General features: G+C 46.1%; 17 protein-coding genes and 3 pseudogenes. 8 read left to right on the top strand and 12 right to left on the bottom strand.

The window, feature by feature from the left end; translation table 11 throughout:
* Positions 1-86: 86 nt before the first annotated feature.
* Complete coding sequence (locus tag P3X63_RS04350) at positions 87-2,357, top strand: glycosyltransferase (RefSeq protein WP_277692502.1); 2,271 nt, start codon at positions 87-89, stop codon at positions 2,355-2,357.
* A 279-nt stretch (positions 2,358-2,636) separates the two neighbouring features.
* On the opposite strand, the pseudogene P3X63_RS04345 reads toward P3X63_RS04350, so the two are convergent.
* From P3X63_RS04345 to P3X63_RS04300, 10 genes and pseudogenes are all read right to left on the bottom strand, one after another.
* Positions 2,637-3,929: pseudogene (locus P3X63_RS04345) on the bottom strand (NTTRR-F1 domain); the annotation flags it as partial.
* A 226-nt stretch (positions 3,930-4,155) separates the two neighbouring features.
* Positions 4,156-4,554, bottom strand: coding sequence for a hypothetical protein (locus tag P3X63_RS04340; RefSeq protein WP_277692962.1), 399 nt, complete (start codon positions 4,552-4,554; stop codon positions 4,156-4,158).
* 138 nt (positions 4,555-4,692) lie between these two features.
* Positions 4,693-5,643, bottom strand: a pseudogene (locus P3X63_RS22800) (NTTRR-F1 domain); the annotation flags it as partial.
* Positions 5,644-5,845: 202 nt separating this feature from the next.
* A complete protein-coding gene (locus P3X63_RS04330) occupies positions 5,846-6,538 on the bottom strand; it encodes an acyltransferase (protein ID WP_026589594.1) in 693 nt (230 codons plus the stop codon).
* Positions 6,539-6,643: 105 nt separating this feature from the next.
* Positions 6,644-7,360 (bottom strand): trehalose operon repressor, encoded by a 717-nt coding sequence (gene treR / locus P3X63_RS04325; protein ID WP_026589595.1) that lies wholly within the window; start codon positions 7,358-7,360, stop codon positions 6,644-6,646.
* Between the two features lie 21 nt (positions 7,361-7,381).
* Positions 7,382-9,070, bottom strand: a complete 1,689-nt coding sequence (treC, locus tag P3X63_RS04320) for an alpha,alpha-phosphotrehalase (RefSeq protein WP_277692887.1) — start codon at positions 9,068-9,070, stop codon at positions 7,382-7,384.
* Positions 9,071-9,142: 72 nt separating this feature from the next.
* Complete coding sequence (treP, locus tag P3X63_RS04315) at positions 9,143-10,552, bottom strand: PTS system trehalose-specific EIIBC component (protein WP_026589597.1); 1,410 nt, start codon at positions 10,550-10,552, stop codon at positions 9,143-9,145.
* Between the two features lie 250 nt (positions 10,553-10,802).
* Positions 10,803-11,886: pseudogene (locus P3X63_RS04310) on the bottom strand (GerAB/ArcD/ProY family transporter).
* A 410-nt stretch (positions 11,887-12,296) separates the two neighbouring features.
* Positions 12,297-13,709 (bottom strand): alanine/glycine:cation symporter family protein, encoded by a 1,413-nt coding sequence (locus P3X63_RS04305; protein WP_277692501.1) that lies wholly within the window; start codon positions 13,707-13,709, stop codon positions 12,297-12,299.
* Positions 13,710-13,874: 165 nt separating this feature from the next.
* On the bottom strand, positions 13,875-14,252 hold the full coding sequence (locus tag P3X63_RS04300) for a DnaJ family domain-containing protein (RefSeq protein WP_026589599.1): 378 nt from the start codon (positions 14,250-14,252) through the stop codon (positions 13,875-13,877).
* Between the two features lie 261 nt (positions 14,253-14,513).
* On the opposite strand from P3X63_RS04300, the gene ltaS reads away from it, so the two are divergent.
* The 4 genes from ltaS (at position 14,514) to P3X63_RS04280 (ending at position 17,920) form a co-directional block, all read left to right on the top strand.
* Positions 14,514-16,475, top strand: a complete 1,962-nt coding sequence (gene ltaS / locus P3X63_RS04295) for a lipoteichoic acid synthase (protein ID WP_026589600.1) — start codon at positions 14,514-14,516, stop codon at positions 16,473-16,475.
* A 127-nt stretch (positions 16,476-16,602) separates the two neighbouring features.
* Positions 16,603-17,355 (top strand): type I methionyl aminopeptidase, encoded by a 753-nt coding sequence (map, locus tag P3X63_RS04290; protein WP_026589601.1) that lies wholly within the window; start codon positions 16,603-16,605, stop codon positions 17,353-17,355.
* Between the two features lie 143 nt (positions 17,356-17,498).
* Positions 17,499-17,654, top strand: coding sequence for a hypothetical protein (locus tag P3X63_RS04285; RefSeq protein WP_179115635.1), 156 nt, complete (start codon positions 17,499-17,501; stop codon positions 17,652-17,654).
* A 134-nt stretch (positions 17,655-17,788) separates the two neighbouring features.
* Positions 17,789-17,920: a YflJ family protein gene (locus P3X63_RS04280; protein ID WP_277692500.1), complete on the top strand. Its 132-nt coding sequence runs from the start codon at positions 17,789-17,791 to the stop codon at positions 17,918-17,920.
* 42 nt (positions 17,921-17,962) lie between these two features.
* On the opposite strand, the gene P3X63_RS04275 is transcribed toward P3X63_RS04280, so the two are convergent.
* Entirely contained in the window at positions 17,963-18,613 is a 651-nt protein-coding gene (locus P3X63_RS04275; RefSeq protein ID WP_026589602.1) for an MOSC domain-containing protein, read from the bottom strand.
* A 110-nt stretch (positions 18,614-18,723) separates the two neighbouring features.
* On the opposite strand from P3X63_RS04275, the gene P3X63_RS04270 reads away from it, so the two are divergent.
* From P3X63_RS04270 to P3X63_RS04260, 3 genes are all read left to right on the top strand, one after another.
* On the top strand, positions 18,724-18,996 hold the full coding sequence (locus P3X63_RS04270; protein WP_026589603.1) for an acylphosphatase: 273 nt from the start codon (positions 18,724-18,726) through the stop codon (positions 18,994-18,996).
* Positions 18,997-19,111: 115 nt separating this feature from the next.
* Positions 19,112-19,396, top strand: a complete 285-nt coding sequence (locus P3X63_RS04265; protein WP_026589604.1) for an autorepressor SdpR family transcription factor — start codon at positions 19,112-19,114, stop codon at positions 19,394-19,396.
* A complete protein-coding gene (locus P3X63_RS04260) occupies positions 19,393-20,031 on the top strand; it encodes an SdpI family protein (protein ID WP_026589605.1) in 639 nt (212 codons plus the stop codon). The genes P3X63_RS04265 and P3X63_RS04260 overlap by 4 nt, the downstream gene beginning before the upstream one ends.
* Before the next feature lie 142 nt (positions 20,032-20,173).
* On the opposite strand, the gene P3X63_RS04255 is transcribed toward P3X63_RS04260, so the two are convergent.
* A complete protein-coding gene (locus P3X63_RS04255) occupies positions 20,174-21,283 on the bottom strand; it encodes a nitric oxide synthase oxygenase (RefSeq protein ID WP_026589606.1) in 1,110 nt (369 codons plus the stop codon).
* Positions 21,284-21,348 lie beyond the last annotated feature (65 nt).

Raw genomic sequence — 21,348 nt, 5'->3', positions numbered from 1 at the left:
GGGATGAATATCACGGCAACTTCGCATTCTTCGGTGAATATAGATAGTACTAGAGAAAATTTCGTTCATATAGGAGGATGCTTGAGGTGGCTCAAAATCATGAACTCGATGTACTGTTGCGTTCACTGGATCTCGCCGGTGAACATGAAATGACCCGGGTGACGGCTGAAGAAAACTGGGAGGAAGCCGAACAAATCATCAAAGATAGACTGAAAGCAGATCCATTTAATCCTGTCATACTCGTCAGTTTAGGTTTGATTTATGAAAAGAAAGGACGGATTCAACAAGCTTGTGAACTGTATGATGATGCTGCTTTTTTTATGAATCACACACAGAAAAAGAAATTGTATATGGAGAAAAGCAGTCTTTTCCAGAGCATTGAAAAAGTTCGGCCGAAAATCGTTTTCTTTGTCAAACCGAATTTGGATACGTTTATCAACCCTGTAATCGACCATCTTTCCGATTCATACAGAACAGTAAAAGCGGTGGTTACAGATCTGAAACAAGTCGATAAAGGCATGAAATGGGCGGATATTTGCTGGTTTGAATGGTGTGACAACCTGATCGTTTATGGAAGCAAGCTGCCTTTCGCACAGCAAAAAACATTAATTTGCAGGCTTCACAGCTATGAAGCTTTTACAGCGTATATCCATCAAGTTCGCTGGAATACGGTGGATCAAGTGATTTTTGACGGAAAACACATGGAGCAATTCGTGGTGAATCAAGTGAAAAGTCTGGAAAATACACAGGCCGTCACCATCCCAAATGGGGTAAACTTAGACCAGTATACGTTTACTGAACGTGAAAAAGGGTTTCATATCGCATGTGTCGGCTATATCAATTATAAAAAAGGGCCGATGCTTTTATTGCACGCGTTCAAAGCGATTCATGACAAAGATCCAAGATACAAATTGTTTATCGCCGGTCAGTATCAAGACATCCGCTATCAATTATATTTTAAACAAATGATTGAAGAGCTGGATTTGCAGGACAGCGTCCAGATGGACGGCTGGCAGAGCGATATCAACCGATACTTGGAAGATAAGCATTATCTCATTTCGACAAGCCTTTTGGAAAGCCAGCAAATGTCGGTTATGGAAGCGATGGCAAAAGGAATCAAACCACTTGTTCACAATTTTTACGGTGCAAAAACGATTTACGATGCGGCATTTGTATGGAACACGATTGATGAACTGGTCGAAATGGTCACTGAACATGACTATTCCTCCGTTCAATACCGGGCTTATATTGAAAAGCATTATTCGTTTGACAAACAAATGAAGCAAATCGAAGAAACCATCTCAAAGCTGGCAAAACCGGCAAAAACGAGTGTACACACAGCCATTCTCAATCCGCCTAAAATCACAGTCGGAATCGTCAATTACAATTACGCCCGTTTTTTGGACCAATGCGTTCAGTCTGTCATGAATCAGACGTATCCGAATATGGAAATCATCATTGTGGATGATCATTCCACCGACGGTTCAATTGAAATAATAAATGCTTATAAAGAACAGCATCCAAACATAAAAACGATATGCCATCAAGAAAATTCAGGCATGGCAGATACGGCATTCACAGAGATTTTCGAAGAAGCTACAGGTGAATATGTAATGCCTGTCAGCGCAGATGATTTTTTGGCGTATGACAATGTGCTCTATGATTTGATGGAATGTTTTTATGAACAAGAGAATTTAGATTATGTTTACGGAGACTTTTTATTAGTCGATGCTGATAGCAAAACGATCGGAAGCTGGACTTACCAATCATATACGGATGATGAAGTGATACGTCGTGTGTTTGAAAGAGGCGGGTCCGGTGTGTATCCAATGGTAGGATTGTTCAAATTGTCTTTTTATCGCAAGCATAACTACTCCTGGGTCGCCGATTGTAAGAATCTATATGCCGGTGACACATTGAATAGTATCGTCAATATTAAACGCGGCTGGAAATACCATTATTTAAATAAACCTGTTTATTGCTATCGGAGACACCAAAAAAATTTCACTTATCATATAGACAAACGAATACCGTCTATCATTCATGTGATGGAATATATTATTGAGCATTTTAGTGAAGATGTATATTTGCCTTATATCAATTGGAACGAACTTGAGGAAACCCACAGAAAGGAATTGAAATATTTTACCATCGGAAAAGTCTATGCAGCTATTGCAAAGGAGTATCAAAAGAACGGATTTACACGGCACCTTGACGAAGAAGCGAAGAAAAAGTGTGTCCGGCCTTTGCTAGAAAAAATGCTTAGTTATTTTCATTTGAGTTTGGTTTCCGGAAAAGAAATGTATAGGGAAGATATTGATCACCTAAAAGAGGAGATGGATCATTTGCTGATATAAATCTAACTAAACTGCATTTGAATGTCATATGAATTAGAGGGCTGTCTGATAAGACATATACTTATCGGCCAGTCCTCTTATTTTTGAATTCCTTTTTTCATAAAAAAGAGGCGCATGAAAGCCGACGGCTTTCATGCACCCCTCCTAAAACACTGTAGGTCTTAGATGCTATAGTTATAGCTGCTGCCACAATAATAATGGAGTCCCAGAAACAAAGTGAAGTTAACTCAGTCTTGACTGATTAAGGAACTTTCGGGATTGTTGCAATGCTGCACCGCCAGTTGGGCCGGTTGGACCTGTCGGGCCGGTTGGGCCGGTTGGGCCAGTTGGGCCAGTTGGGCCGGTTGGGCCGGTTGGGCCAGTTGGGCCGGTTGCTCCCGTTGCTCCCGTCGGACCTGTCGGGCCGGTCGCTCCTGTTGGACCTGTCGCTCCTGTTGGACCTGTCGGACCTGTCGCTCCTGTTGGACCTGTCGCTCCTGTTGGACCTGTCGGACCTGTCGCTCCTGTTGGACCTGTTGGACCTGTCGCTCCTGTTGGACCTGTCGCTCCTGTCGGACCTGTCGGACCTGTCGGGCCGGTCGCTCCTGTTGGACCTGTCGCTCCTGTCGCTCCTGTTGCTCCTGTCGGACCTGTCGGGCCGGTCGCTCCTGTTGCTCCTGCTGGACCTGTCGGGCCGGTCGCTCCTGTTGGACCTGTCGCTCCTGTTGCTCCTGCTGGACCTGTCGGGCCGGTCGCTCCTGTTGCTCCTGTCGGACCTGTCGCTCCTGTTGCTCCTGTCGGACCTGTCGCTCCTGTTGCTCCTGTCGGACCTGTCGCTCCTGTTGCTCCTGTCGGACCTGTTGCTCCTGTCGGACCTGTCGCTCCTGTTGGACCTGTCGCTCCTGTCGCTCCTGTTGGACCTGTCGCTCCTGTCGCTCCTGTTGGACCTGTCGGACCTGTCGCTCCTGTTGGACCTGTCGCTCCTGTCGCTCCTGTTGGACCTGTCGGACCTGTCGCTCCTGTTGGACCTGTCGCTCCTGTCGCTCCTGTCGGGCCTGCTGGGCCTGTTGGACCTGTTGGGCCGGTCGGACCTTGTGGACCTGTTGGGCCTACTCCTCCGCCTTCTACATCTAATAGAGCTACATCATCTACTATTACATCAGCTGTTCCTGCCTGCGGCAAAGTATTAATTAAAATAAAAGCCATAGTAGCACCAGCTGGAGCCGGGGTCGTTGTTTGATAGACTTCAAGCCATGTATTGTTTTCGACAACTGGTAATCTATTGAAAGGAATATTAACAAAGAGTCCTTGGCCTAGAAAGTTAAATGAACTATCAAAATAAGAGACTTGAATCTGAACTTGAGGAGATGGGGCAAAACCAACCTTTGCCAGGGAAACAAGAAATTCTAAACCTTCTCCTGCGTCGACTGGAGCAAATTGAGCGATATATGAAACTACATTCCCTCCCAGCAACCTCGCCGACCAAAAACCAGAGTGAGAAAATTGAGTTGTGACTGTAGCATTTTGCCCAACCCAAGGTGCAAGTGTCCCGTTTTCAAAACTTCCATTAATGACCACATTTTGAATCGACATCTAGGATTTAAACCTCCCTTTTTCTATATTTGCTTTAACTCTTTTTCAAGGTTAAAGCTAACATATACTATGTTTTCTACAATAATGCGGTCACGTTATTTAACTCATTGCTTCAACACATTTACCGTCAATTTTGAATCTCATTACCGAACTCTACTCTCTCCAAACCTGAGCTTTGAGAATATCAATTGATAAAATCTCTTATTCTGCTCGAAAAATTATTTAATCAACCGTATATTACAGCGGTTAATGACCTGGTGTTGGCTGAAGCCGTTAAAATGTTATTACCGGTAACCGTTATTCTAAGCTCATAAGTTTGCGTCCCGGATCCCGGATTATCAACCCAAGTTAGATTAGGAATATCACTATACAGACGAATCAATCCTGTTGATTTTTCACCTTGATTATCTTCAGTAACTTGTGCAATAACTTCCCCATTTCTATAAAAACTAAAGACAATACTATATTGGAATAACCCAGCTGGGCCTACTATTATATCTACTTCAGCCATTGAATCGAGCTTTACACTTTGCCCATCTGAAGTGGAAACTGTTGTTGCTAAAACCGACAACTCTGTATCAATTGTTAATGTTAGAGGCATGTTTGATTGTGTTGGTGAAGCCAATATACTGCCTGGACCAGTTGCTCCCGTCGGACCGGTCGCTCCCGTTGGGCCGGTTGCTCCCGTTGGGCCGGTCACTCCCGTTGGACCGGCTGCTCCCGTTGGGCCGGTTGCTCCCGTTGGACCGGTCGCTCCCGTTGGGCCGGCTGCTCCCGTTGGGCCGGTCACTCCCGTTGGGCCGGTTGCTCCTCTTGGGCCGGTTGCTCCTCTTGGGCCGGTTGCTCCTCTTGGGCCGGTCACTCCCGTTGGGCCGGTTGCTCCCGTTGGGCCGGTTGCTCCCGTTGGGCCGGTTGCTCCTCTTGGGCCGGTCACTCCCGTTGGGCCGGCTGCTCCCGTTGGGCCGGTTGCTCCCGTTGGGCCGGTCACTCCCGTTGGGCCGGTTGCTCCCGTTGGGCCGGTCACTCCCGTTGGACCGGCTGCTCCCGTTGGGCCGGTTGCTCCCGTTGGGCCGGTCACTCCCGTTGGGCCGGCTGCTCCTGTTGGGCCGGTTGCTCCTGTTGGGCCGGCTGCTCCCGTTGGGCCGGTTGCTCCCGTTGGGCCGGTCACTCCCGTTGGACCGGCTGCTCCCGTTGGGCCGGTTGCTCCCGTTGGGCCGGTTGCTCCCGTCGGGCCTACACCCCCATCTACATCTAGCAATGCAACATCATCAATTAAAACATCTGTTGTTCCCAATTGCGGCAAGTTAATGATTAAAATAAACGCTTGTGTGGTGCCTTGTGGCGCCGCTTCGATTGTTTTGTAAATCTCAAGCCATGTCCCATTTTCTGCAGCAGGTATCCTGCTTGATGGAATAGTTGCGAATAAGCCAAATCCAAGAAAATTAAACGCATCATCAAAATAAGTGATCTGTATTGCCACAGAAGGAGCAGGAAGTAACTCGGGCTTCGCTAAAGAAACAAAAAACTCCCCGCTTTCTCCCTGCTCAATCGGAACAAACTGAGCGATGAACGAAGTTGAAGTCCCACCCAACATCCTGGCAGAGAAAAAACCCGAATGTGAAAATTGGCCGTTCACAGACGAATTGCTTCCGCTCCAAGGAGACAGGGTTCCGGACTCAAAGCCTCCGTTCACCACTAAATTTTGAATTGACATAATATTTTTCACCTTCGATCATATTATGTGTGCTCCACTGCTTATCTTGTGAAGCTTAAATATAATATGACCGCCATCATCAGTAAGCCACGTTATTTAACTTGTGAAAAACACCTCTTTTTATTAAGAATGGACCCTGACGAAATGATTTTCTGTATGCCTCATAACATCTATTAAACTTCCGTAATTACAAATAAAAATCTTATTTCACAACCCGCCCCGGATTGCCCACAGCCGTTTTGCCGGCAGGAATATCTTTCGTGATGACGGCGCCGGCCCCGATGACCGCTTGCTCGCCGATGACAACCGCCGGCAGCAATGTCGCATTATTGCCGATTTTCGCGCCCCTTTTAATCACCGGACCTTGATATGGATAATTGCCCATCCCCATATATTTGTCATTTGATGTTGAACAGCGCGGACCGATAAACACTTCATCTTCAATCTCCATATCCGCGGTGATATAGCATCCCGTTTGAATCGTCACCCGGCTGCCGATCGTCGTGTTGTTCTCAACCATGGCGTTACGCCCGATGATGCTTTCTTTGCCAACCGTTACATTTTCGCGGATGCTTGCCATATCTCCGACGAACACCCCTTGATCCAAAAGCACGGCCCGATAAATCACAACATTTGAACCGATAACCGCATCGGCTTCAATCTTTAAAGGTGCTCCTTTCTTTTTCGGCTTTCGCGCCATTTTTTTGTTTGATGAAGCCGCTTTGCCTAAGACGGCCAAATCGCCGATCTTCACTCTGTCTCCAATCTGTGTATTCTTTTTAATGACGGCATGGTGGCCAATTTCCACATCATCTCCGATCATCACGTTTTCCTCAATCACGACATGTTCTCCGAACACGACATTCTTTCCGATTTTCGCTGTTTCATGAATCATTCCTACAGCCTCCCTTTTTACGTTACACGTATCACATCATATTCAATCGGCACGGGAGCAGAAACGGCTGCACAAAAAAACACGGCCGCCGACAGGCGGACCGTGCTATTTCTCTCTTCTGGCAAAATCGACAAACCGAAATTTATCAAGGCGGTGTCTGCTTTCCGTGTATTGGAACAAAGTCGTATCATCGAGAAAAACGAAATTTTTCACCACGACGATATGGTCATATCCGTTGAGATCCAAATACTTTTGATCCGCTTCCGTACACGGCTCCACGACGATTTCTTTATGGGCGTAGCTGATAACAAGCCCGAGCTCGCCTTCGAGGTATTGATAGATCGAATCCTCGCATATCTCTTTTGTTAACAGCGGTACGTTTTGGCGGATAAAATAATCCTTGTCCAGAATGACACGCTCGCCGTTGATGTTTCTCGACCGGACGACACGCCATATGTCTTCATCAGCGGAGATCCGAAGCTGTTTTTGTATATATGCGTTCGGGAGCGTCAAGCCGAATTCATGCACCGTCGTCTTTGTTTCTTTGCCGAGCGTTTCGGAAAGCTCTTTAAAACTGACGAGGCCGGAAACCGGGAACTGCATTTTTTCCCTGTTCAGCACAACCGAGCCTTTTCCCTTAATTTTTTGAATGTATCCGTTTTGCGCAAGCACATTCAGCGCTTTCCGGACGGTTTCTCTTGACGTCTCATAGTGCTCGGCCAGGTCATTTTCCGATGACAAAATATCACCGGCGTTTAACACGCCTTGATCGATTTGGTCTGCGATTTCTTTGTAAATCATCATATATTTGTTGACTTTCATTTTTTTACCACCAAGCTTAGTTTAGCATGGTTTGCGAAGATGATAAACAATCGATTGATAAGGTTTCACCTTAAAGCTTGTCAAACGCTCCGGAATGTCGGGGTCGTTGGAAATGAGAACATTGGCTGTATATCCTTCAACATCAAGATCATCCGGCAGGCGGAATTCGCTTTCTCTGCCGTAAAAATTATTGATGACCAAAAGCTTTTCATTTTCCCCGTTTCTCACATATGCGTAAAGATCCGGATCGTCTTCAAGAATGAGCTGATAATCGCCTGTCGTGATGATATCGTATTGTTTGCGCAGCTCATTTAACTTTTTATAATGGTAGAAAATCGAATCAGGATCGCGGAGCGCTTCTTCGACATTGATGTGTTTGTAATTGTCAGGCACCGGAATCCACGGTGTTCCCGTTGTAAATCCGGCATTTTCCCCATCATTCCATTGCACAGGCGTCCGCGAATTATCGCGTGACTTTGCCTGCAAAATCTTGAGGATCTCCGCTTCGGATTTTCCCTCTTCTTTCATCAGGCGGTACATATTTAAAGACTCTACATCCCGATAAAGAGAAATATCGTCAAACTTCGGGTCTGTCATACCGATTTCTTCCCCTTGGTAAATGTATGGGGTGCCTTGCAGCATATGAATCGCGGTTGCCAGCATTTTCGCCGATTTTTTGCGGTATTTCCCGTCATCACCGTAGCGCGAGACGATGCGCGGCTGATCATGGTTGCACCAGAACAGCGCATTCCAGCCGCCCCCTTGATTCATTTCAATCTGCCATTCAGACAGAATCTTTTTCAGCTTGAGAAAATCGAAATCAGCAAGCGCCCATTTTTCGCCGTTTGGATAGTCCGCTTTTAAATGATGAAAGTTAAAGACCATATCGAGCTCCCGGCTTTCCGGGTTTGTGTAGCGGATGCAATCGGCAATCGTCGTCGATGACATTTCCCCGACCGTCATGCTGTCATATTGAGAAAAAACCTCTCTGTTCATTTCGTGCAAAAATTCGTGCACCCTTGGCCCATCCGTATAAAACCTTCGTCCGTCTCCCTTGTCGTCATCGGGAAAACGCTGATCTTTTGAAATGACGTTGATGACGTCAAGCCTGAAGCCGTCAATTCCTTTTTCAAACCAAAAATGCATCATCTCATACACTTTTTTTCTGACCTCTTCGTTTTCCCAATTTAAATCAGCCTGTGTGACATCGTAAAGGTGCAAATAATACTGCCCCGCCTTTTCATCAAACTGCCAGGCGGAACCGCCGAATTTTGACTCCCAGTTTGTCGGCGGCGAACCATCCGGCTTCATATCTTTCCAAATGTAAAAATCGCGGTAAGGATGATCTTTCGAAGACGATGCTTCTTTAAACCATTTATGCTCTGTCGATGTATGGTTGACGACAAGGTCCATAATCACCTTGATTCCGCGTTGATGGGCTTCCTCGAGAAGCTCCTCAAAGTCGGCCATAGTTCCGTATTCTTCATGAATCCGGTAATAATCGCTGATGTCATACCCGTTATCATGCTGCGGGGATGCATAAATCGGCGTCAGCCAAATCACATCACACGCCAGCTCTTTGATATAATCGAGCTTTTCGATGATTCCCTGAATGTCGCCGACACCGCTTCCTGTCGTATCGTTAAAGCTTTTCGGATAAATTTGATAGACTGTCGCTTTTTTCCACCATTGGTTTTGTTTCGTTCTCATCATTTTGCACCACCGTTTTCTTCTATATAAAATGGGAAAAGGGAGCGGCAAAACACGCTCCTTCCCCTGCTGTTATTTTTGTTTTAATTTAGCATAAGCGTATGTTCCGGCGAACGGCACCACAAGCACGATCGCCATCCCAATCGCGAATGCGCCCCAATACTGGGCCATGATAGAGAAAATGCCGGGCACACCGCCGACTCCGACAGAGCTTGCCAGAACCCCTTGTGAGGAAATATACATTCCGGCCAGCCCTGAACTGATCATCGCGATCACAAACGGGAAACGATATCTGAGATTCACACCGAACAACGCGGGTTCGGTAATGCCGAGATATGCCGAGATGCCCGAGGTTAAAGAGAGACCTTTCTGCTTCTCATCCTTGACGATAAACATCATGGCAAGCGCTGCTGATCCTTGTGCGATATTGGAAAGCGCCAGCATCGGCCATAAAAATGTACCGCCGAGCTTGGAACCGATCAGCTGAAGATCGACTGCAAGGAATGTATGGTGCATACCTGTGATCACGAGCGCCGCGTATAAGCCGCCATACAACAGTCCGCCCAGTATGGCAAATTTGCCGAAGACAGCAATCAGGCCTGATGTCAGCAAATTGCCGATCGCAAATGTAATCGGGCCGATCACGATAAATGAAGCAAATCCTGTGACAAGGAGCGTGATCGGTGCAACAACCAAGAGCTGTATGCCCTCAGGTGTCCGCTTTGTTAAAAACAGTTCAATTTTGGCCAGCATATAAGAAGCAAGCAAAATCGGCAGCACCTGTCCCTGGTAGCCGACTTTCTGAACCTCCAGACCGAAGAGATTCCAGACCGGGATCTTTCCGCTTTGCTCTGCTGCGCCATATCCCCACGCATTTAACAGGTCGGGATGAACGAGCATCACACCAAGCACAATACCGAGCAGCGGATTGCCGCCAAAGCGTTTGACAGCTGACCACCCGATTAATGCAGGCAGAAAAGTAAAAGCCGTGCCCGCAATCAAATTAATCATATTGGCGAGATCCGCCCACTGCGGATAGACTTCGACAATCGATTTGCTGAAGAAAATGCCCTGCGCCGTTAAAATATTATTGATCCCCATCAGCAATCCCGCTGTCACAATCGCAGGCAAAATCGGAATAAATATATCCGCAAGCGTTTTCACAGCACGCTGTAAAGGATTCATATTTTTTTCAGAGGCCTTTTTCACCTCATCTTTACTCGACTCGCCAATACCGGTTTCTTCGACCAGCTCCGCATATACTTTATTGACTGTCCCTTGGCCGATCACCACTTGAAACTGTCCATTTGTTGAAAATGAGCCTTTGACTACATCAATTTGATCAAGCAACTCTTGATCAACCTTGCTTTCATCTATCAATGCAAACCGCAGGCGCGTCACACAGTGGGTTGCTGCTGCAATATTATCCACACCGCCGACTGCATCGACGATTTGACGCACTGGTTGTTTGAAATCCCCCATTCCAAACCCTCCTTCTCTCGTTTGACCTGTATATACATGTTATGCTTATATTGTAATCCTGTATATACAAGTAGTCAACATATTTTTTGTAGCGCTTTCATAAATAAAAAAACCGACCGCTCCCCATAAAAAACAAAAAAGCAGGAGCGCTTCTCTCGAGAAGGCCTGCTTTCAAACTGCTTGTCATATACGTGCAAAAAAGCCGCACCGCACTCTGTACGATGGGAATTCTAACAAAAGCGGATCAAGGTCAATGGTTTTGCCTTCTAAATTTTGATACTCCCAATACGAATATCGGAATGACAAACCCCATCGTTCCAAAATAAAAAAACATCCATTTAATAAACTCACTGGTATACACGATGTTCGGGTAAACGATGATGGAGAGAACGACCAATATCATACCTAAAGGGAATGTCAAAACCCTGTAATTCTTGAGCTTTAAGGTATGAGCAAGAGACAAAGCGGACGCATAGAAACAAACGGCTAATTTAAAGAAGATAGAAACAAACCAGATGCCCGCCATGACGGGCTCAAGACGCTGCAGAAAATCGCCGATATTAATTTTTTTTGACAGCGCATAAGTCGGATAAAAATGCCTTGCTGTCATATCTACACCAAGAACGACTATGGAAATGACTGTAATCAGAATTAATAGTATTCCTGCTTTACACGTTCCTAAAAAGAAATTCTTTTCGACTTCTTTCCTCTTTTGAACATAAGGAATGATCATAAGAAACGCAGAAAATTGAAAAAAGGGGACTGCAATAAACGGAAAACTCGCGCGAACGGTGGCTTTTATTCCGCTCTCAAAAAAAGGCTGTATATTGGAAAGTTGAAACTGAGGCGTTAGTGCAATCAAAAGTAACAACAGCAAAAGGATTAACCACGGATAAAATATTTCCGCCGCCCTGGCCAATGTCTCAAGCCCTAAACGAATACCTATAATCACAACGAAACATGATTAAAATGGATGGCAGAGGCGTTTCCGGGAGAATGAGCGTTAATAGAAAGTCACCAACATCCCGAAGAACAAAGGCGGAAATCAAATAAAAATTAAAGAAAAAGCCCAAATTAATCAACGTTCCCAGCCATTTTCCGAAAATCACTTCCGTATATTGAGCAAAATTCAAATCAGGGTAAGGTTTTGCAACTGAAGTGATAAGTTTCACAATCAACAGCCCAATCCCCACTCCAAATACGGATGAAATCCAGGCATCTTGTTTGGCTTCGGCAGCAAGTGACGCAGGGATATACAAGACAGAGCTGCCTATGGTAAATAAAAAAACCAATACCTGAAATTGTCTTGCTGAAATCACACCATTTTCAAGCATATTTATACCTCTTCCAGCAATTTTCTTTCCAATAGTATGATCGCGAACAGACATTTCTATCCTGCAATGATAAATGTATGATATATGATCAAACATTACATATTACAGAAATGATTTTTGCTTTCAGTGCAAGTTTATGCTGGACTCACCTCTTGTTGGAGCAAGATAAAAAACGGCGGGGCACCGCTTAAACGCCCCAGCCGTTTTTTATCTTTACAAAAAGCGGACACGGGCTTGGAAACCGAGCCTGCCGAGCTAAGCTCAAGCTCACGCCCGCGCTGTTTTCATCCGCACATTCTGTTCAGCGCCCCTTCGACTCCTGCCATGCCAACGTTATTCATGATTCTCCTATGCTTAAACTCGTAAAATCCATGGCTAAATCCCTTTTTCATTTTCCGTCTCGCCGATCGCTAAGAATTGTTTACCTTTTGCTGCGTTTCGTAAACGCTCTCTTGCTTTCCGATATCTTTCAAATAGTACTTTTCTGATGTGAAAAACTCATCGTATAAAGATCTGACTTTCCTGCTTAAGAGCAGCACCGCTATGATATTCGGAAACAAAATGAACGCAAGCGCAAGGTCAAGAAAGCCCCAAATCACCTTCGCTCCGCCTGCCGCGCCGATGATAATGGCCGCCAGATAGACCAGCTTAAGCACATGTCCCGCGATCTTGCCAAACAAAAACTCGGCTTGCTTAACCCCGTAAAAAATAATCACCGTAATCGTTGATAAAACGAAGAAGACGAGCGAAATCGACACGAAATATTCCCCGCCGCTGCCAAAATAGCTGCGAAAAGCATCCGCGGTCAGCGCCGCCGGGTTTTGCAGGGCGTTTTCCCCTGTCCATACCCCTGATGAGAGAACGACAAAAGCTGTCGTTGTGCAAATCAGCAGGGTGTCAACGACAATGCCGATGACAGACCAGAAGCCCTGCCTCACCGGGTGGTCGGTCATTGCCGCTGCATGGGCGATCGGTGCTGTGCCCATTCCGGCTTCATTTGAATAAAGGCCACGGGCAAACCCCCAGCGGACGGTTTCGGCAATGGCTGCTCCTGCAAATCCCCCCAATGCCGATGAAGAGGTAAACGCATTCGAAAAGATGAGAGAGAAAAAAGCGGGCACTGCTGACACATTCGTGAGGACAATGAGGAGACCCGCCCCCACATATGCCCCTGCCATAAGCGGCACCACCAGCTCTGTCACTTTTCCAATCCGTTTGATCCCCCCGATGACAACCAGGCCGATCAAAAAGGCAATTCCGATTCCGGCGGAGATTCTATTGAGAGAAAAGGTTTGCGCCAATGAAACAGAGGCCGAATTTCCTTGCACCATGATGCTTGGAACCAGCTCAATGATCAGTGCGACGGAAAAAAAGACGCCAAGCCATTTCATCCGCAAGCCTTTTGTGATGTAGTACATCGGTCCGCCGACAAACTCGCCGTCTTCATTCTTTTCTCTGTAATGAACAGCAAGCACGCTTTCCGAGAACTTAATCGCCATAGCAAACAGCGCGATCAGCCACATCCAAAAAACCGCTCCCGGACCGCCGAACATAATGGCCGCCGGCACACCGACAATGTTTGAGGCGCCGACCGTCGAACTGAGAGCGGATGTCAAGGCCTGCAGCGGTGTGACCGTCCCTTCTCCCTTCGGCTTTTTCCCTACGCTTGCGATCGTCTGTTTGAAAATGTATAAAGGATAACGAAACTGAAAAAATTTCAGCAGGACCGTCAAATACAATCCTGTCCCCGTCAGCAACACAATTAAAGGCGGCCCCCAAAGCCAATCAGATATACGCTGTACCCATGTTAACAGTATGTCCATCCTATCACCCTTTGTTCGTTTATGTGTCATTACCACAAATGAAGAAACATAAACCTTTTTTGCAGCAATCACATATGAATAGGGTTCGTCATCATACCTATCGATTCCTTCGACTTCCAGATCGAAAGAGGTGGAGCAGACATAAAAAAACGGCGGGGCTCCGCCTTATGAACGCCCCAGCCGTCCGTATATTTTATCTTTATAAAAAGCGGACGCCGGCTTGGAAAACATTCCTTTTTTGTCGGCGAGCCTGTCGAGCTTGAGCTGGTTTTCCGTTTTTCTCTTCATTAAACGCTCGCGCTCGTTTTCATCCGTGCATTTGGCTATCAGCTCGTCAATCGTCATCATCTCTTTTTTCAGCGCCCCTTCGTCTCCTGCCATACCGGCGCTTTTCATGATCCGGTATGCCATGCGAAGATGCTCGGGCACATGCTGGGCCTCATCTTTTCTGAGCGGCTTGCCCATTCCGGGAAGATTGTCAAATTCCCCGTCCTTCATCGCCTGCTTAATTTTGTCCTCCGATATGATGCTCGCAAAATCCATGGTCTAATCCCCCTTTGTCGTTCATATACTATGATCAGTCTGCCACAAAAACACCCTTCCGCCAATATATGTGAAGCACAAAATATTTCCAGATCACCTTTCCGGACGTGAAAAATGCAATATTGCCGGGCGTTTTGCTGATATTTAGGCCGCTTGAGTTTCCGCTTTTCTAAATCGGCATTTCATGGTATATTTTATACATTCGTTTTTTTCTTTCGTTCCGATGGTTTTATACTGATCCGGAAAAAAGGAGTGTAACAATTGAAAAGATTTATTAAGGAGAGGGGCCTTGCCTTCTTTCTGATAGCCGCCATATTGCTATGGCTAAAAACTTATGCTGCGTATGTAATTGAATTTAATTTAGGAATAACCAACACAGTTCAACAGATTTTGCTTTTTGTGAATCCGATTAGCTCAAGCTTGTTCTTTCTTGGATTGGGACTCTTGTTCAAGAAAAAAATACAGCAGACAGCGATTATAGTGATTCATTTTTTAATGTCTTTTTTGCTTTATGCAAACATCGTATACTACAGATTTTTCAGCGACTTTATCACATTGCCTACGATCATGCAGGCAAGAACAAACGGGGGGCAGCTCGGAGACAGCATATTCTCGCTGATGCATCCGCTTGATGTGTTTTATTTCATCGATACTATCATTTTAATCGGTTTGGCCGTATTTTATAACAGGCCTTCTGAAACAAGCACGAAAAGACCGTTTAAAATTGTCATGGGTGCAAGCGTCCTGGTCTTTCTCGCCAATCTCGCGGTTGCGGAGATGGACCGTCCCGAGCTCCTCACCCGTTCTTTTGACCGCAACTATCTTGTGAAATACTTGGGAACTTATAACTTCACGATTTATGATGCGGTGCAAAACATTAAGTCAAACAGCCAGCGCGCCCTGGCCAGCTCCAGCGACGTGACGGAAGTTGAGAACTATATTAAAGCCAACCAGGACAAACCGAATGCCGAATACTTCGGCAAAGCGAAAGGCATGAACGTCGTATACATTTCCATGGAATCGCTGCAGACGTTCCTGATTGACTATAAGCTTGACGGCAAAGAAGTGACGCCGTTTTTAAACTCGCTGGCTCATGATGATGAAACATTTTATTTTGACAACTTTTTCCACCAGACTGGACAAGGTAAAACATCAGATGCCGAATTTATGATGGACAACTCGCTGTATCCTTTAGCACAAGGGTCTGTCTTCATCAATAAAGCGCAAAACACGCTGCAGTCGGCACCGGCCATTTTAAAATCCCAAGGCTATACATCAGCGGCGTTCCATGGCAACTACAAAACGTTCTGGAACCGCAATGAAATGTATAAAGCCATCGGATATGACAAGTTCTTTGACGCTACGTACTACGATATGAGCGAAGATAAAACGAAAAACTACGGCATGAAGGATAAGCCGTTCTTTAAAGAATCAATGCCGCTGTTAAAGAGCCTGAAACAGCCTTTCTATACGAAGTTCATTTCGCTGTCAAACCATTTCCCATTCGAAATGGATGAAGGCGATACAGACTTCCCGGCCGGTGACACCGGAGACAGTGTCGTCGACCACTATTTCCAATCGGCCCACTATATGGATCAGGCGCTTGAACAATTCTTCAACGACCTGAAAAAAGCCGGATTATACGACAATACGATTGTTGTCATGTACGGGGACCATTACGGCATTTCGGAAAACCACAACAAAGCGATGTCCAAAGTATTGGGCAAAGAGATCACGCCATATGAAAACGCGCAATTACAGCGGGTTCCGCTGTTCATCCATGCGCCTGGGGTCAAGGGAATCAAATCCCATAAATACGGAGGCGAAGTCGATGTAGCCCCTACTCTGCTTCATTTAATGGGCGTGAACACGAAAGATTACTTGATGAGCGGTTCAGACCTTCTGTCGCCTGAACACCGCGAAGTGATTCCGTTCAGAAACGGCGACTTCGTTTCTCCGGAGTACACGAAAACGAACGGACACTACTATGATACGAAGACAGGAGAGCTTCTGAACGAGAAAGACATCGATCCGAACATCGAAGAATCGGTGAAAAAAGAGCTCGAAATGTCCGATAAAATCGTCGACGGAGATTTGCTGCGCTTCTACAAACCGAAAGGCTTCAAAGCAATCGATCCGAGCGACTACGACTATACAAACCATAACCCGAAAACATCGGAATCTGATGCATCGAAAACGACAAATTCAGATTCAGGACAGTAATCGTCAAGCGCCCGCTTTCCTCATGGAAGGCGGGCGTTTTTTTGTCTTGAAGCCGGAGCTGTTCCTTTTTCGTGAACAGATATGGTAAGCTTGATTTGGAATATAAAAAAGAAAGCGGGAATGAATCGTGATTGTAACGAATGACCAAGAGCTTGAAGGGCTCAAAAAAATCGGCAGAATCGTCGCTTTGGCACGGGAGGAAATGAAGGAAAAAGCAGCTCCCGGCATGAGCACAAAAGAGCTTGACCTCATTGGAAAACAAGTGCTTGAAGCCCACGGAGCAGCTTCAGCTCCGGAAAAGGAATACGATTTCCCGGGAACGACATGCATCAGTGTAAATGATGAAGTAGCCCACGGCATCCCGAGCAAATCGACCATTTTACAAGAAGGCGATTTGATCAATATCGACATTTCGGCAGAATTCGGCGGCTACTACTCAGATACCGGCATTTCTTTTGTTCTGGGAAAAGGGGATGAAACGCTGCACAAGCTGTGCGAATGTGCTGAGAGCGCATTTCAAAAAGGCCTATTGCAGGCGCGGGCCGGCAAAAAGCAAAACCAAATTGGCAGAGCCGTATACAATGAAGCGAAAGCAAACGGATTTACCGTCATTAAAAATCTGACGGGACACGGCATTGGCAAAAGCCTCCACGAAGCGCCGAACCATATTTTAAATTATTTCGATCCGTTTGATAATGCATTGTTTAAAAACGGAACCGTCATCGCCCTGGAGCCGTTTGTTTCAACAAAAGCCGAACATACTATAGAAGCCGGTGACGGTTGGACGTTCAAAACGCCCGACGGAAGCTTCGTCGCGCAGATCGAGCATACGATCGTCATCACAAAAGACGAACCGATCATTTTAACACAGCTTGATTGATTTTCTCATACTGTCAGTATGATTCCTTGCAGGCCTCGCAACGAATGCGAGGGTTTGCCGAGACGCTTAAGGCCCGGACCCGGAGAGGTCCGGGCTTTTATGTTAAAATAAAAAACAGAATGTGCGAAAGGAGCCCTTTTGTTATGCTGTTTGCCATCATCGGGCTGATCTTTTTGATCGAGAGCGTGTTCTTAACGGTATACGCCCACAAAAAAAAGAACGGCTATTTAAAATACATCGGAATCGTTCTCAGCATTTCGATTGCTGTGATGATCATCGTCAGCCTGACACACCAATGACACCATGCGCAGACAAACTCCCGAATTAGGACGAAAGACTCAGTTTTAGAAAATTGTCGCCCACCCCTTTTCAACGTTTTTCTATAGATGTTAGAATGCCAATTGCATCGAATCATAGAAGGGAGTTTTCTGCCATGCATTACGGAAGCAAAGGCTGGTATGTAGAAGAACTGAAAAAGCTAGGGATGACGAAGTATGAAGGAAGAAAGCTTCAAAGCTATAAAGCACACTTTTTAGCCAATCTGTTCGACAGCATGAAAAAATAAACGTTTCGTTTGAAATAGCCGTGCCACTGGGCACGGCATTTTTTAAGCTGTGAGCTGCTTTAAAAAGGAAGCTCTCCAGCTGTCTGACAAAGCTTCGACCTCCAAAATCCTCTGGATGGCGGGCTTGTTATTCCTGTCATGATACATCAGATGGTTGGCGTATGAGACGGTCATCTCGTGTGGATCGCGGGAGACGAGCTCCAGCTGCGCTCGGGGCGCGACGATCCCTTCTTGCAATACCCTGAAATAAAATCCGCTGTAACCTGTTTCTCTCACTCTCAATACCATATCTTTTTCATTCAGTTTTTTGGCAAGCTTAAAGCACGGCTGCCGCGGCTGGCTGATCTGCACAAGAGCTTCTCCAAGCTTAAAAGTATCGCCGATGCACACATCTTTTTCTGTTAAGCCTTGTACGGTCACATTTTCTCCAAACGCCGCCTGAGGAAGCTTCTTGTTCAGAACCTCCTCCCAGTATGCATAATGAACCGCCGGATAGACGCAAACCGCTTTATCGGCTCCGCCATGGTGGACGAGATCGGCCTGCCTGTCTCCGTCAAAGTTCGTGCGGCCCAAAAACACGGGCTTGTCGACGGCCTGTTTCACAATCGCCGTCTCTACCTTTTTTCCGGCAAATTCGTATGTATCCGGCTGTCCAACGTAAATCGACAGAATCTCATATTTCTGATTTTCCAAAACCTCACGCCCTTCCTTTATTTTCATATTGTAACGATTCAATTCGATCATGTCTATGCCGTGATCTGAAATTGGGAAATATGATAGCATAGAAGAAAAGGGGTGTTCCTATGCTTCAATATCGAATCATCGTCGATGGAAGGGTCCAAGGCGTCGGCTTTCGCTATTTCGTGCAAATGGAAGCAGACAAACACAAACTAACCGGCTGGGTGCGGAATCTTGACGACGGTGCTGTGGAAATCCGTGCCGAAGGGCCTGAGGAAAGCCTGAAACATTTCTTAAATGCCGTACAAAAAGGAAGTCCATTCTCAAAAGTAACGAACGTGAAAGTGGAAGAAACAAAACACATCGATGGCTATCAAAAATTTAATATCAGCTATTAACCCCCATACAACATCCGCCGCCAATGGCGGATTTTTTATTGATGTATTGACTTCATCGCCTTTTTATTTTAGTATTTAATTAATTAACTAAATATCGAATTAAGGAATGCTTGACATGAATCAAACTTTTAAAGCTTTAGCTGATCCGACGAGAAGACAAATATTGAATCTTTTAAAAGACCGGGATTTGACCGCCGGTGAAATTTCCGGGCATTTTCAAATGTCAAAGCCGAGTATTTCTCAGCATTTGAAAATCTTAAAACAGGCCGAATTAATCCAGGATGAAAAAAAAGGCCAGTTCATCATTTACTCATTGAATACCACCATGTTTCAAGACATCATCAGCTGGGCATTCAGTTTTACTGAACAAACAGATCAGAACGAAGGGGATACAAAATGAAGAAGCACTTATTTCCACTGTCTATGATTTTAGCTAACCTTTTGATGTGGGCGATCACTTATCCGCGCATGTCCAATCAAGTTCCCATCCATTGGTCATTCTCGGGCGAGGTTGACAGATACGCTTCAAAAACGGAAGCGATGCTCACCATGATGGCCTTGCTTGTTTTTATGTATATCTTAATGATCCTGACGCCAAAGATCGACCCGCGCCGAAAAAACTATCAGCTTTTTGCAAAAACGTATCATCTCATCATCAACGCCATGCTGCTGATCTTTTCCCTGATCAACCTGCTGCTCGTGATGACCGGGCTCGGCTATGACCTGCCGACGGGAAGCATCGTGCCGGTACTGGTGGGCGCTCTTCTCATCGTCATCGGCAATTACCTTCCGAGAGTCCGCTCCAATTTCTTCTTTGGAATCAAAAACCCGTGGACATTGAGCAGTGATGCGATTTGGAAAAAAACCCACAGATTTGCGGCGAAGGTATTTACCGCAGCAGGGCTTCTAATCGCGGCAAACGGCTTGTTTTCTTTAAGCGAAAATCTGATACTGCCCATCATTTTGCTTACCGTTTTTGCACCTTATCTCTATTCCTATATGCTGTTCCGGAAAGAAAACGGCATGAATGGATAAAGGCTGGATGATGGACATCCGGCTGTTTTAAAAATTCATGCCGAATAGTTAAAAGCAAAACATCAGGCTGTCCGTACTCCCGGACAGCCTCTTTTATTTGCTTCCCTGATCTTCAGCGAATATGCATAAGCTGACAACGTCCTTATTCTTCCCATTTCATTGTTTCATAGGGCTTTTCCTGATAGAAATAATTTGGTTTGACTTCTCTATCCTCATAATAGCTGTGAAAAATATGGGTCGATGCCGGCGATAGCGGCGGAATCAGCCATGTCCAGCTTGCAGCAAGCTCCCTTCCCTCTGCGGCTTCCTGTTCTTCAAACCGTTTAAACTGGCTGGCCGCGGTATGGTGGTCAACGATGCTGACACCTGCTTTTTTATAAGAATGGAGGACTGCCCTGTTCAGTTCAACAAGCGCTGTGTCTTTCCACAGCGAAGCATTCCGCACTGTATCAAGCCCCATAACGGCCGCGACTTTTTCGAGCACATTGTAGCGATCCGTATCCGCGAGATTGCGCGCGCCGATTTCCGTTCCCATATACCAGCCGTTAAAGGGGGCGGCATTATAATGAATCCCCCCGATTTCCAGCTTCATGTCCGCAACGATCGGGACGGCATACCATTTCAGGCCCAGCTCTCGGAAAGCGGCAATCTCAGGGTGTGTGAGCGCCACCTCTTTCACAATCGCCCTTGGCAGTTCATACCAGACTGGCGGACGGTCTTCGACTTGAAACACGAGCGGAAGCGGATCAAAAGGCGTTCCCTCGCCTTTCCAGCCAAGCGCCTGACAGACTTTTGTCAGCTTCAAGGAAGCCGGGTCGCCGATCACGCCGTCTTCCGTCTCATATCCCGCATACCTGATCAGCTGATGGTTCCAAATGGTCACTTTTTTCTTCCCGTCTTGCTCAGGCGGAAAAATGGTAATAAACGGTTTGATTTTCCCGCTGTTTGTCGCCAATTGAATGTGTTGAAAGAGCGCATCCCTTACCTCTTCCTCTGTTCGGACGTCCCTGTGATCAAGGACGTTTAGAGAATGCCAAAACAGCCTGCCGATGCAGCGGCTGCTGTTTCTCCAGGCCATTCGAGCGCCGTGTTCGATTTCTTCCCGCGTGTGTGTGTAGCTTCCCGTTTTCTTGATTTCCTCTTGTATGTTATGTAAACGGAGCTTTTTTTCCTCTTCGGATTTTGCCAGCTCTCCGTAACATTGCTCAATGAAGGCCTTTGCTTCATTCCATCGTTCTTCATGTGCCTCCAACCGGATTCTCTCCTTCCTGATCTAAAGAACTGATACTTATTGTATAGGTTTCCGGCAATGTTTAA

The sequence above is a fragment of the Bacillus sp. HSf4 genome (assembly GCF_029537375.1).
Lineage (GTDB): Bacteria > Bacillota > Bacilli > Bacillales > Bacillaceae > Bacillus > Bacillus sonorensis_A.
This window is presented reverse-complemented; position numbering and strand designations above follow the sequence as displayed.

Coding starts and splice junctions, on each gene's coding strand:
- P3X63_RS04330 (WP_026589594.1), bottom strand. CDS start 6,538: ATGATTCATGAAACAGCGAAAATCGGAAAGAATGTCGTGTTCGGAGAA.
- treR (WP_026589595.1), bottom strand. CDS start 7,360: ATGAAAGTCAACAAATATATGATGATTTACAAAGAAATCGCAGACCAA.
- treC (WP_277692887.1), bottom strand. CDS start 9,070: ATGAGAACGAAACAAAACCAATGGTGGAAAAAAGCGACAGTCTATCAA.
- treP (WP_026589597.1), bottom strand. CDS start 10,552: ATGGGGGATTTCAAACAACCAGTGCGTCAAATCGTCGATGCAGTCGGC.
- P3X63_RS04305 (WP_277692501.1), bottom strand. CDS start 13,709: ATGGACATACTGTTAACATGGGTACAGCGTATATCTGATTGGCTTTGG.
- P3X63_RS04300 (WP_026589599.1), bottom strand. CDS start 14,252: ATGGATTTTGCGAGCATCATATCGGAGGACAAAATTAAGCAGGCGATG.
- P3X63_RS04285 (WP_179115635.1), top strand. CDS start 17,499: ATGCTGTTTGCCATCATCGGGCTGATCTTTTTGATCGAGAGCGTGTTC.
- P3X63_RS04280 (WP_277692500.1), top strand. CDS start 17,789: ATGCATTACGGAAGCAAAGGCTGGTATGTAGAAGAACTGAAAAAGCTA.
- P3X63_RS04270 (WP_026589603.1), top strand. CDS start 18,724: ATGCTTCAATATCGAATCATCGTCGATGGAAGGGTCCAAGGCGTCGGC.
- P3X63_RS04265 (WP_026589604.1), top strand. CDS start 19,112: ATGAATCAAACTTTTAAAGCTTTAGCTGATCCGACGAGAAGACAAATA.
- P3X63_RS04260 (WP_026589605.1), top strand. CDS start 19,393: ATGAAGAAGCACTTATTTCCACTGTCTATGATTTTAGCTAACCTTTTG.